The sequence below is a fragment of the Acinetobacter sp. CFCC 10889 genome, from assembly GCF_003268395.1.
GTDB lineage: Bacteria > Pseudomonadota > Gammaproteobacteria > Pseudomonadales > Moraxellaceae > Acinetobacter.
The window spans coordinates 44,640-57,051 of record NZ_LQXQ01000026.1; the positions used below are offsets into that span (position 1 = coordinate 44,640).

Below are 12,412 nucleotides of genomic sequence, written 5' to 3' on the forward strand. Positions count from 1 at the left end.
TTAGTATTCTTACATCTTCTGTTTGTTTTATAACAGTCCTGATATGTCGTACAGCATATTCACCATCTAAATCGAATTTTCTATCGGTAAGCGATAAGACAGACGCTGTATTTGTAAAAATAAATGTCGCCATTTCAGTAAAGCGGCTGCCAAATTTTCACTTGCGATTCCTGTTTGAATACTGCGTTGCAACATGTCCAAGCCCAAATCTTCATACAACTGTGCAGCGTGTTGCAGTTTCTGTTTGTCATCAGGATCAAGCACAGCACGTCCTGTATTGGCATAAAATTCAAGCACAGATAGGGTTTGCTGTGTGGCGATGTCCAAAGCAGAATAGTGCTGTTGGCTTTGCCACTGCTTTTTCTGTTGCAATAATTTTTCAATCCGACCTGTGATCAATTCACCCAAACTGCTTTTTTTATAGGGTGGATGATGATAATCCAAACTGAAAATTTCCAAACCTTGCTTTTTCTGTATCATCACACTGCATGGAATCAGTTGAATATTTTGCTGTGATGTATCCAAACGCACGAGTGTTGCCACGATTTTTTCATTTTGTTGAATGAGCGTGGTGAGGTGCTTAATACGAACTTGATATTCGATTTCAATCGGTAAAGTCAGTTTTAAACTTTGCCCATCATCATCCTGAATACGACATTCAAAACATTGTTGTTGCTCGTTCAGTTCAGGTGCAAAAATCTGTTGATGACGCAGTAACACATAACGATATGGATTGAGTTCCAAACTTGAAGTTGGCTGTACATATTGATACAGATCTGCCCAACGACTGATACCGATATTGAGCTGCTGAAAATCATCCATACTCAGCGCTTTAAAGTCAGCAAGTTGACTAAATCGAGTTTCTGCGCTTGCACTGAGATTGACTTTGGAGCTTGCTTTGGAAATATTCAGTTGAATTTGATGACTGAGCAAATAATCCAAAGATGTGCCCCAAATGCCTGTTTGCGCCACATTATGTTTATCAAATGTGCTGTCTAAGCGATTGGCTCGGGCTTGCGTCACTTCACGGCTATGCTGTTGTTCTACATCCCAAAAGGTCACTGTTAAACCTTGCGCGCCACTGTCGGTTTGCCACCATTCACAGCCTAAAGGAATCAGACGCTCAGTACTGTTTTCCTGATAATCACGTTGCACCGCACCTTTCAGGCGAGTGAAATTTTCCGCTTGGTTTTGGCTATTTTGCAACGCAAATAAATAGGCATTCAGATAGGCGAGTTGCGAGAAAATTTGCTGTTCATCAATCTGAATATCATCTTCTAAAAACTGTCGCATCACACCATGCAGTTGTCTTAACTGCGTTGCGAGGCGTGGTAAATTTTGTGCACGTGCCTGCATATTTAAAATGTGCAATGACAAGACTGATTCTTTGGCTAAATGTGATAAACCTTGCTGAATAAAATGTTGGCAAAGTTGTTGTAACTCTTGAATAAATTCAACATCTTCAGGATTTAAAATGTATTGATGTTCTTGGCTGAGTTGTTGCTGTAAATCTTCCGCCCATTGCCATTGTTCAGGTGCATTTAAGTGAAATAAATAGGCAATACAGGCAAGATGCACCGCATTTTTCTTATTGTCTGCAAGGTCTGACAAAATCCCATCAAAACCTGTCGGTGGGAAAAATAAAATAGCATGGTCACTGAATGTGGTTTTAAAACTGATTTTTTCAGGTGTAATGTCAATCTGACAATGCTCAGGATTTTGACAAAAACTCTGCCAAATTCCAAAAGCCAAACGGGTTTGTGCTTTGCCTGCTTTTTTAAATAATGCACTGTCTTTTAGCATTAAAGCTGTATTTAAAGCCGTATGTGTAGCAATATTTTCAGTTGCGCTGTGTTGGGTATTGTCTACAGTGGCATCAATATTTTCTGTAGTGCTTTTATTGTTATTTTCATTGCTATTTGTATTGCTTGCTTCAGCAGATGTTTCAGTGCTTTCTATGGTATTTGCAGTCAGATTTTGATTTTCTTGTAACCAAAAAATACTGCTGAGAATATGCTTGCAACAACTTTGCGCAGGGCAGCTACATTGTGCTTCGGTAATGCCTTGCTCAGGTAAACTAACCTCAAATTCTTCAACTTTAAACTGTAAAGGTGCAGCATTTCCCTGAACGAGTTGCACATCTTCAAGCGACTTTTTGGCACGACGAATCAAGCCTGCGTTGCTGTGTAATGCCAAACTGTCTTCATCATAATGCAGATAAATTTGCCCAATCATTGCATCACCTCCGCAAACCAAGTGGCTAAATGATCAGGCGTCATTGCTGCGATTTGCATACCACGTTGTTGTAATTTTTGCGCCATATTGCTGTCATAGACAGGATTGGCTTGACTGTCCAAAGCCGCAAGCCCAAGTAATTTACAACCTTGTTCATTCAGTTGGGCGGTGGTATTTAGTAAATGCTGCACCGATGCGCCTTCTTCAAAATCACTGATCAGAATCAAAATACTGCGATTCGGTTGGGTAATTTTTTTGGCACAATATTCCATCGCTTTGCCAATATTGGTTCCGCCACCGAGTTGTACCGTGAGCAAGACCTCGACAGGATCATGCGCCAAATGACTGAGATCGACAATTTGCGTATCAAACAACACCAAGCTGATTTTTACCGCAGGCAATGCCGCTAAAATACTTGCACAAATCGCAGCATACATCACCGAATCAAGCATTGAACCACTCTGATCCACACACAGTACAATTTCCCAAGACAAATGCTTTTGCACTCGTGCATTAAAAATTGGATTTTGAATAATCAGCTTTTTATGCTCAGGTTGATAATTTTTCAGATTGTTTTGAATGGTACGTTTCCAATCAAAATTTTGTGCTTGCTTGATATGGGTACGACGAAAACGATTGCGGCGACCCTGTAGCGACTGCAAAAAATTTGTGCGAATTTTTTGTAATAATTCCTCAACCACCTGACGAATCACATCCCGCACCGCTTCTTTGGCTTCGGCACTCAAACGCCCACGCATACTGAGCAGTGCTTTGGCAGTGGCAGGGTTGGGTTCTAATTCACGAATACTTTGCGGGTCTTTCAGTAAGTCTTTTAACTGATAACGTTCAAGTGCATGCTTTTGCATCCGTTCAAAAGTGGATTTGGGAAATAATTTTCGACTTTGATTGAGCCAATTGATCGCTGTCAGTTGTGAACCCTCAAGCCCACCATGTCGGTTTGAACCTTGCTGAACCCCTCGGCGTTTATATTCATTTTGATATAAATAGTCGAGATTGCGTTCCAATTTAAGCTGTTCACCTGATAAATTGGCTGCGGATAAACTTTGATCCGAATAACGTCCTAAAATCAGTCGCCAACGCCGTGCTGCATCTAAGCTGTCCAATGCAGTTTCTTGTTGATCTAAATCGGATGGCGCAGTGTTGTTTTGTGTCATTTTTCAACTCCTGTGATCCAATCTTGCAGTTGATCATGCTGTAAAAGTTGTTGTAATTGTTGGTTTAAGTGTGCTGCATTCAGCATGTCGTGTTCATTGATATGACTATGGACTTGATCTAAAACCATATCTTCGGCAAGTCCTGCCATACGGGCAATATTTTGCGAAACGGATGAATTTTGCTTTGGACTGAGTTGACTGAAAATGTAACGCAGATCAGGCAAAATCTGTAAAAAAGTATCTTCTCGCCAATGTTTGACCAAATCATATAAGGCATTGATCGCAATCGGGGATTGCACAAAAATCTCAGGCGCAATGGCAAACATACCTTGAATATATTGTACGGCTTCATCGGCATCACAGCCGATGGCAAAGGCAGTTTTTAAATATTGCTGTAATTGCGCTTGATCAATGCGATGATCAAGAAACATTAAGGTATCCAAAGCACCTTTTAATTTACTGAGATGGTATTGATCAAACTGTTGCCGTTCCACATGCTGATAAAACAATGCCAAGAGTGAATCATTGTCTTGTTGTGGTTTGAGCTTGGAAACAGACAAAATCAAATCATGTAAAGTCTTAAAACTTTTCAGATTTTCTTCGATTTTATCTTCATGTGTGTCATACAGTTGGTCAAGTAAAAAACAGGCTTGCTTCACTGCCTGAACTAAACTTTGCTGTAAAATATGTTCAGGCAATTGCAATAATTTGCGCCCACTCCACAGATAATACAATTGCTGTGCTGCAGCAACGACAGAGTGTAGGCTTTGATCTGTTTGTAAATAATCATCCAATTGTTTTTGCAAAATATTCAGTTGTTCTTTTAAGCCCAAACGACAGGCTAAAGTCAGTAATTTTGCAGTTTCAAATGCCGATTGTCCGAGTCCATTTTCCTGATTATGTTGTTGTAAAGCGAGAATTTTTCCTAAGGCAATTTGCTGTAACTGATCGCCCAATTCTGCAAGTTCGATCAAACGCGCTTCAACCGAGGGCGACCATGTATAACGCCATTCTTCAAACAGCAAATCTAGACCTGCGCCATGCGTAAAATCAGGACCTGACAGACGCTGTGCAAAACCACAATCGACAAATTCAAGTAAATTCAGAAATTGACTGATGTCTTGATGTAATGGTTTACGGTAAATATCAAGTTTTCGGTTGCGTGGAATGGTATCACTGACATTGAAACGATATTTTTCAATTTGTTTAAAAATATTTTGTAATAGCGCAGGGCTGTGCTGATGTGCAGCGACTTTACCAAGTTGTTGCCCACTTAAATAACTGTAAATTTCCTGAAATAACAGGTGTTGTCCATCATCCAATTCACCTTTGACCAAGGCACTTTGCAAGGCATCCAACAGGTCATAACGACTTGGGCGATAATGACCCCGTAAATGTGCCAATTGAAACGCCAATTCTGCGGTATTTTTCAGGGCAATATAGGCGGTAACATCCAAAACTTGTTTCTCATCCAAATGATGACAAATTTCGGTCAGATATTTTAAAAATTGTTGTTGAATCAAATGTTCATCAACATGCGTTTGTGACTGTTCCTGTGCATCTGCTTGATTCAGGTCTTGCCAAAATTGTTGATAAAATGCAGGCGATGGCATACCTGAAGCATAACCATTTAACGCATCCAAGCGGTCAAAACTATAACGAATTAACCATGCATTTTCCTGCCATTTTTCCTTTTTATTGACTTGAATTGGGTAGCGTTTTGCTGTGTCTTTTTGTGTTAAATTTTCAATCAAAGCCAAGGTATGAAAACCGCCTGTGACCACCAAAATTTTATGTTTGGGGTTTAAACAGGCTTGAATTTTTTGCCACATGCAGTCTTCACGATGCAAGGAGGCTTCCTGTAACAGCACATTCTGCTCATAGTCTAAACGTGCCAAAGAGCACCATGTAAAGACATCGTCGAAAAAATTTTCAGCCTCTTTAAGCTTGGAAATGCTTTGTAATTCAAATAAATGATCCCAAAGCTCATCATGATTACGACAATGCAACTGCTGCGCAAGATTTTGAATATATTGGCTGTGCGCTAAATAACGCTCAGAAATCAGATTTTTTTGTGACCAATCTAAGGGTGCATTTTCCAATTTAAACGCACTTTGTTCTTGCCAAGACAGATCAATAAATTCGACCTTGGCATGTTGTGCTGTACCTTGTTTCAGTGCCACCCATTCAGGTGAATATTCACAGAAAGGATAATAAGCCGAAAAGAGCGCAGGCGTTTGATCATCTTGCGGATCTTCATCCTCATCTGATTTTTTGCTCTGCGAAGATGCTTGAGCTGCTTTGTGTCGCTGTGCCTGTGCAAAAATCGCAATCGGTGGCTGCGTATCCGCATCCAACAAGGCTTCAAGTAAAAACTGAAAACTATGTGGTGCTTCGATCAAAATATGTGTGGGTTGGAGAGCCTGAATATACTGTTGCAAAGCATAGGCGCAGGCAGGACTATGATGACGCACAGGCGCAAAATAAACCTGTTGTGCGGCAAGGCTTTGCTTGGCTTGAAATGCCTGTTGCAGTCGTTCAGGCAGTGCTGCTGCGTGAAATTCTGCCATGATTAAAACTCACGGCTTGCATCAAAAAAGGCTTTCCAATCTTTGTCTTGGCGGGCACGTTCTTTGACCACACTATCCAAATAATAACGCAGACGTTTGGCATCTTCAGGGTTGTCTTTAAACACCACACCGATCAATTGTTGTGCGATATGTTCAGCTTGCAATACACCATTGCCCAAATAAATCGCTTGTAAACTTGCAGCATGGGCGATATTCACCGCTTCCGCAGTCGACATGACCGCATCAGGGGTTTTTAAATTTGCACCTTGTAGACTTTGACCTGTACGCAATTCATTGAAAATGGTGACAAGCAATTCAATCACTTGCGGTGGCACAGTCAGTTCTGAAAATAAATCACCGACTTGCTGTTTCAGTTGTAACTGTACCAATTCCACTTCAAAGTCACGGTTTTGAATTGGTTTTACAGTTTCAAAATTAAAGCGACGTTTCAATGCCGCAGACATTTCATGTACACCACGATCACGCAAGTTGGCTGTGGTAATCAAGTTAAAACCATGCTGCGCTGAGACACTAAAATCTTGTCCCATTTCAGGAATCATCATTTGTTTTTCGGACAATAACGACACTAATACATCCTGAATCTCAGGCGGACAACGGGTAATTTCCTCAAAGCGTGCCAATTTACCTTGTTGCATCGCAAAATAAATCGGGGAGGGAATCAAGGATTTATCCGTAGGACCTTCTGATAAAAGCAGCGCATAATTCCATGAATATTTAATGTGATCTTCGGTTGTCCCTGCTGTCCCTTGCACCGTGAGTTGCGAGTTGCCACTGATTGCTGCACTAAACAGTTCAGATAACATGGATTTTGCAGTACCGGGTTGACCGACAAGCATCAAGCCTTGGTTGCCCATTAAAGTGACTAAGGCACGATCGACCAAGGCATCATCACCATAAAATTTCTTTTGAATATCGAGCTGAGGATTACCTAAAATAAAATCCCGTACTGCATAGGCAGACAGTTGCCATCCTTGTGGTTTACGCTTTTGATCATGTTCTTGTAAACGCTGTAGTTCTTCGGCATATTTTTGTTCAGCGCTGAGTTTTAATTTATCTTGTGTTTGTGGTGTAGACAATTGTTGATTGTTATTCATCTTGCGATCCATTTATCTAAATATCTTTTTAAAACTTAAAATCATCATAGCGAGGCATGACATAGAGCGCTAGCGTTGTTAGCATCAATACGACAAATTATGACTTTAGTGATCTTAATGATGTTTAGCGTCAATAAATTGTCATGTTTTTGTATTTTTGCACAAACATGTATAAATAGAGTTGAGATAATGTTTGACTATCCTTAGTATTTAGCTAAGCCGATAAAAATGAATGGAGTGGAGTGCAAATGGCAGATTCTAATAATAAACAATCAGGTAGCATGTTATCCAATACATTTGGTCTCGCTAAAAAAATCGGGACAACAGGTTTAAGTCTCTTAAACCACGTTGCACCAAATTCTGTGACTAAGTTAAGTCAAAGTCCTGAAAAAAATTCTATCGTGGAAGGAAAAGCTCGTAGCCAAAGCATGTTTGAAAAAAAACAATATGATAATCCACAGCAAATGATGCGTGAACATTTGCCCAAAGTATCTAGTCAGTTACTCGGTCGGCATTATAAAAAAATCAATAATGTTGCTTCATTTATCTCACCACAACTGAATGACAAAATGTCAGATTATTTTTTTGATAAGTTGAATGATTTTGTTTCAGAAGGTAGTTCGGTTGATAAATTACTTAAAGAAGTGGGCGTGAGAGATTTAAAAGAACTCAGTCAAGATTCAGCACGTTCACAGCGTATTAGTCAAGCTTTAGCCAATCAAAATAAGGTCCTTGCTGCGATTCAAGGTGCATTAACAGGGGCGACAGGGGTGATAGGTTCAGCCATTGATGTACCAACATCGATTGCTTTGGCGCTGCGTAGTATTTATCAAACAGGACGTGCGCATGGCTTTGAGTTAAAGCCTGAAGATCAGGATGTTGTAGAATTTATTTTTAAGAAAATTGACATTGGCTCTGTGGCAGAAAAACAAGCTTTATTAATTGCTGTAAGGACTTTTGCAACGACTTTACAAAGTCATGATGTCAGTCAGTTTCAGCAATTGGTCGGGTCGAGTAATTCATCAGATGTTTTGAAAAATTGGTTGAGTAATGAAGATGGCACATTGAAATGGGCTTGGTTAGATAACTTGCCACAACTGAATATTATTTCTAAATTAGCACCATTGGCATGTATTGGGATTAGTGCGACTTATAGTTGGAAGTTGGTTGATGATGCCACTGACAAAGCACAGGTTGTATTTAAAGGTGCGCAGCAATACTTGATTCAACATCCTGATGAAAATATCAGTGCATTAGCAGCTTTTGAAAAGTCAGAAATTTTACTTTCACAAGCCAGTTTATTATTACAATCACCTGACCAAGAAGATGCAGCGCCTGTCGTCGAAGATGTGATAGAAAATGATATTATTCAAGATGTACAAGTGCTCACAAAAGATGAAGCACAGGTACTTAAAAATACAGAAGAAACCAGTATTGCTGATTTAGCCAAAGCGCATGTTGCAGTAGAAAATACGGCTTCTACAGATGAATCTGCTTTAAGTGAGACTGAAAACTCAGAGAAATTGACTGAAAATACGCAAGCAGATGAAAAAAATGCAACAAAAGATGCACAAGCTAAACAAGAAAATATTGATGTAGAAACGAGAGTTGAGCAGAACAATGACAATGAAGCTGTGACGCAAAATATTGAAGCCACAACAAAATCTAAACGTAGTCAGAAAAATTAAGAGTAAAACATCTGAGGTTAATTTGATGTGTGGTGAAAAAAACACCTGAAAAAGATTGAAAAAATACAGAGATGGTCAATATTTGATAAGTGTCGAATGTTGACCATTTTTGCATCTTGACTTACAATTGCATGCCCTCAAAAAGTGGTATTTTTTTGAGGCTTTTTATTAACGGGAGAATTGCCATATGGCAACAACAAATCAGTTGATCCGTAAGGGTCGCACAACTTTAGTTGAAAAATCTAAAGTTCCTGCGTTGAAGGCTTGTCCACAACGTCGTGGTGTTTGTACACGTGTTTATACAACTACACCTAAAAAACCTAACTCAGCAATGCGTAAAGTTTGCCGTGTGCGTTTAACTTCAGGTTTCGAAGTTTCTAGCTACATCGGTGGTGAAGGTCATAACCTACAAGAGCACAGTGTTGTTCTTATCCGTGGTGGTCGTGTTAAAGACTTACCAGGTGTACGTTACCATACCGTTCGTGGTTCTTTGGACTGTGCTGGTGTTAAAGATCGTAACCAGTCTCGTTCAAAATACGGTACTAAACGTCCTAAGAAATAATTCGTTAAGAATTAAAGCTTAAGATTATAGAACCGCAATCCTTTATCGTCTCGCTTGTCTGATTTCTGCATTTATTTTGTGAAATTCAAGCGACGTGTAGTAAGGCCAGCGAATAGTACATGACACTTTGTACTCATGCTGGATAAACCTGAAGTGTCATATTTATAGGTAGTTTAAAATGCCAAGACGTCGCGTAGTCGCTGCTCGTGAAATCCTTCCGGATCCTAAGTTCAGTAGCCAAACAATCGCTAAATTCATGAACCACGTAATGCAAGATGGTAAAAAATCTATTGCTGAAAGTATCGTTTACGGTGCTTTAGATCGCGTTCAAGAAAAAAACAAAGTAGACCCAGTTGAATTTTTCGAGACTACTCTTGAAAAAGTTCGTCCTATGGTCGAAGTAAAAGCACGCCGTGTTGGTGGTGCTACATACCAAGTACCTATGGAAGTACGCCCATCCCGTCGTACTGCCTTGGCTATGCGTTGGTTAGTAGATGCTGCTGCTAAGCGTTCTGAAAAAACTATGGCGTTACGTCTTGCTGGTGAGTTGCTTGATGCAGCTGAAGGCAAAGGCGCAGCGATCAAAAAACGTGAAGATGTGCACCGTATGGCTGAAGCTAACAAAGCCTTCTCTCACTACCGCTTCTAAGCGGCTAAAACAGTCCCTTATCAGGAGAATACTCATGCGTACAGCAGCACGCTTCAATATCGCACTTTACCCAAGTGGGGGATTTGCGGGTATTTAAGTCGCCCACATTCGTACTGAGTATCCGTACGCATCAATGTTTCATTGGTGCGTCCTGTTTTAAACAAATAAAAATTTAGGAATGCAAGAAATCATGGCTCGTCAAACCCCAATTTCTCGTTATCGTAACATTGGTATCTCTGCACACATTGATGCTGGTAAAACAACGACTTCAGAACGTATTTTGTTCTATACAGGTCAAAGCCACAAACTTGGTGAAACTCACGAAGGTTCTGCGACTACTGACTGGATGGAACAAGAACAAGAACGTGGTATTACCATTACTTCAGCAGCAGTAACATGCTTCTGGTCAGGTATGGGCAACCAGTTCGACCAACACCGTATTAACGTTATTGACACACCGGGACACGTTGACTTCACAATCGAAGTAGAACGTTCTATGCGTGTTCTTGACGGTGCGTGCATGGTTTACTGTGCTGTAGGTGGTGTACAACCTCAGTCTGAAACAGTATGGCGTCAAGCAAACAAATATAAAGTGCCACGTATTGCGTTCGTTAACAAAATGGACCGTACTGGTGCGAACTTCTTCCGTGCTGTTGAGCAAATGAAAACTCGTTTAGGTGCAAATCCAGTGCCTATCGTTGTTCCAATTGGTGCAGAAGAAAACTTCCAAGGTGTTGTTGACCTTATCGAAATGAAAGCGATTATCTGGGATGAAGAATCTCAAGGTATGAAGTTTGAATACGGTGAGATCCCAGCTGAATTGGTTGAATTAGCGCAAGAATGGCGTACTAACATGGTTGAAGCTGCTGCTGAAGCATCAGAAGAACTCATGGATAAATACCTAGAAGAAGGCGAACTAACTAAAGAAGAGATTGTTGGCGGTCTACGTACACGTACTTTGGCGAATGAAATTCAGCCAATGATGTGTGGTTCTGCATTCAAAAACAAAGGTGTTCAACGTATGTTGGATGCTGTAATTGAATTCTTACCTGCACCAACTGACGTTGAAGCGATCAAAGGTATTCTTGACGACAAAGACGAAACTGAAGGTTCTCGTGAAGCGTCTGATGAAGCACCGTTCTCTGCGTTAGCGTTCAAAATCATGAACGACAAATTCGTAGGTAACTTAACGTTCGTACGTGTTTACTCTGGTGTTCTTCAAGCAGGTAGCCCTGTTTACAACCCAGTAAAAATGAAACGTGAGCGTATTGGTCGTATCGTACAGATGCATGCTAACGATCGTCACGACATCGAAGAAATTCGTGCAGGTGATATCGCAGCGTGTGTAGGTCTTAAAGATACAACGACTGGTGATACATTATGTGATGAAAACCACGTAATTACACTAGAGCGTATGGAATTCCCAGAGCCAGTAATTGCACTTGCAGTTGAACCTAAAACTAAAGCTGACCAAGAAAAAATGTCAGTTGCTTTAGGTCGTTTGGCAAAAGAAGATCCATCATTCCGCGTTCGTACAGATGAAGAATCTGGTCAAACGATTATTGCGGGTATGGGTGAGCTTCACCTTGACATCATTGTTGACCGTATGAAGCGTGAATTCGGTGTAGAAGCGAACATTGGTAAACCAATGGTTTCTTACCGTGAAACGATCAAAAAATCGGTTGAACAAGAAGGTAAATTCGTTCGTCAAACTGGTGGTAAAGGTAAGTTTGGTCACGTATACGTACGTCTTGAACCACTTGCTGAAGATGCTGGTAAAGATTACGAGTTCGCTGAAGAAGTTGTTGGTGGTGTAGTACCTAAAGAATTCTTTGGTGCGGTTGACAAAGGTATTCAAGAACGTATGAAGAATGGTGTCTTGGCTGGTTACCCTGTTGTGGGTATCAAAGCGACATTATTTGATGGTTCTTACCATGATGTCGACTCTGACGAATTATCGTTCAAAATGGCAGGTTCTTATGCCTTCCGTGATGGTTTCATGAAAGCAGATCCTATCCTTCTTGAACCTATCATGAAAGTTGAAGTAGAAACTCCTGAAGACTACATGGGTGATATCATGGGTGACTTAAACCGTCGTCGTGGTATGGTTCAAGGTATGGACGATTTACCTGGCGGTACTAAAGCAATTCGTGCTGAAGTTCCACTTGCTGAGATGTTTGGTTACGCGACTCAAATGCGTTCTATGTCTCAAGGTCGTGCGACATACTCTATGGAATTTGCTAAATATGCTGAAACTCCACGTAACGTGGCTGAAGGCATCATTTCTAAATTCCAAAATGGCGGTAAAAAAGGTGACGACGAGTAATCTTTCGATTACTATAAGCCCAAACTAATACATAGTTAAAAACCAATTGCTCATACAGTGACCCTGTATGAGTAGCTTAAAAAGGAAGAACT

8 protein-coding genes are annotated in these 12,412 nt (G+C 40.5%); 4 read left to right on the plus strand and 4 right to left on the minus strand.

Annotation, left to right across the window (positions count from 1 at the left end):
- Positions 1 to 66 precede the first annotated feature (66 nt).
- The 4 genes from AVJ19_RS11560 to AVJ19_RS11575 are packed head-to-tail and all read right to left on the minus strand — an operon-like array spanning position 67 to position 7,095.
- Entirely contained in the window at positions 67 to 2,235 is a 2,169-nt protein-coding gene (locus tag AVJ19_RS11560) for an SWIM zinc finger family protein (RefSeq protein ID WP_111859851.1), read from the minus strand.
- On the minus strand, positions 2,232 to 3,410 hold the full coding sequence (locus AVJ19_RS11565) for a VWA domain-containing protein (RefSeq protein WP_111859852.1): 1,179 nt from the start codon (positions 3,408 to 3,410) through the stop codon (positions 2,232 to 2,234). The genes AVJ19_RS11560 and AVJ19_RS11565 overlap by 4 nt, the downstream gene beginning before the upstream one ends.
- Complete coding sequence (locus AVJ19_RS11570) at positions 3,407 to 5,980, minus strand: DUF5682 family protein (protein ID WP_111859853.1); 2,574 nt, start codon at positions 5,978 to 5,980, stop codon at positions 3,407 to 3,409. Before AVJ19_RS11570 ends, AVJ19_RS11565 begins: the two co-directional genes overlap by 4 nt.
- A 2-nt stretch (positions 5,981 to 5,982) precedes the next feature.
- Positions 5,983 to 7,095: an ATP-binding protein gene (locus AVJ19_RS11575; RefSeq protein WP_111859854.1), complete on the minus strand. Its 1,113-nt coding sequence runs from the start codon at positions 7,093 to 7,095 to the stop codon at positions 5,983 to 5,985.
- Between the two features lie 248 nt (positions 7,096 to 7,343).
- On the opposite strand from AVJ19_RS11575, the gene AVJ19_RS11580 reads away from it, so the two are divergent.
- The 4 genes from AVJ19_RS11580 (at position 7,344) to fusA (ending at position 12,320) form a co-directional block, all read left to right on the plus strand.
- A complete protein-coding gene (locus AVJ19_RS11580) occupies positions 7,344 to 8,783 on the plus strand; it encodes an EcsC family protein (protein ID WP_111859855.1) in 1,440 nt (479 codons plus the stop codon).
- A 187-nt stretch (positions 8,784 to 8,970) separates the two neighbouring features.
- Positions 8,971 to 9,345 (plus strand): 30S ribosomal protein S12, encoded by a 375-nt coding sequence (rpsL, locus tag AVJ19_RS11585; protein WP_002050319.1) that lies wholly within the window; start codon positions 8,971 to 8,973, stop codon positions 9,343 to 9,345.
- A 178-nt stretch (positions 9,346 to 9,523) separates the two neighbouring features.
- On the plus strand, positions 9,524 to 9,994 hold the full coding sequence (gene rpsG, locus AVJ19_RS11590; protein ID WP_004655203.1) for a 30S ribosomal protein S7: 471 nt from the start codon (positions 9,524 to 9,526) through the stop codon (positions 9,992 to 9,994).
- Positions 9,995 to 10,184: 190 nt separating this feature from the next.
- Positions 10,185 to 12,320 carry an elongation factor G gene (gene fusA / locus AVJ19_RS11595; protein WP_068974881.1) on the plus strand — a complete coding sequence of 712 codons (2,136 nt, stop codon included), beginning with the start codon at positions 10,185 to 10,187 and terminating at the stop codon, positions 12,318 to 12,320.
- The last annotated feature ends 92 nt before the right edge of the window (positions 12,321 to 12,412 follow it).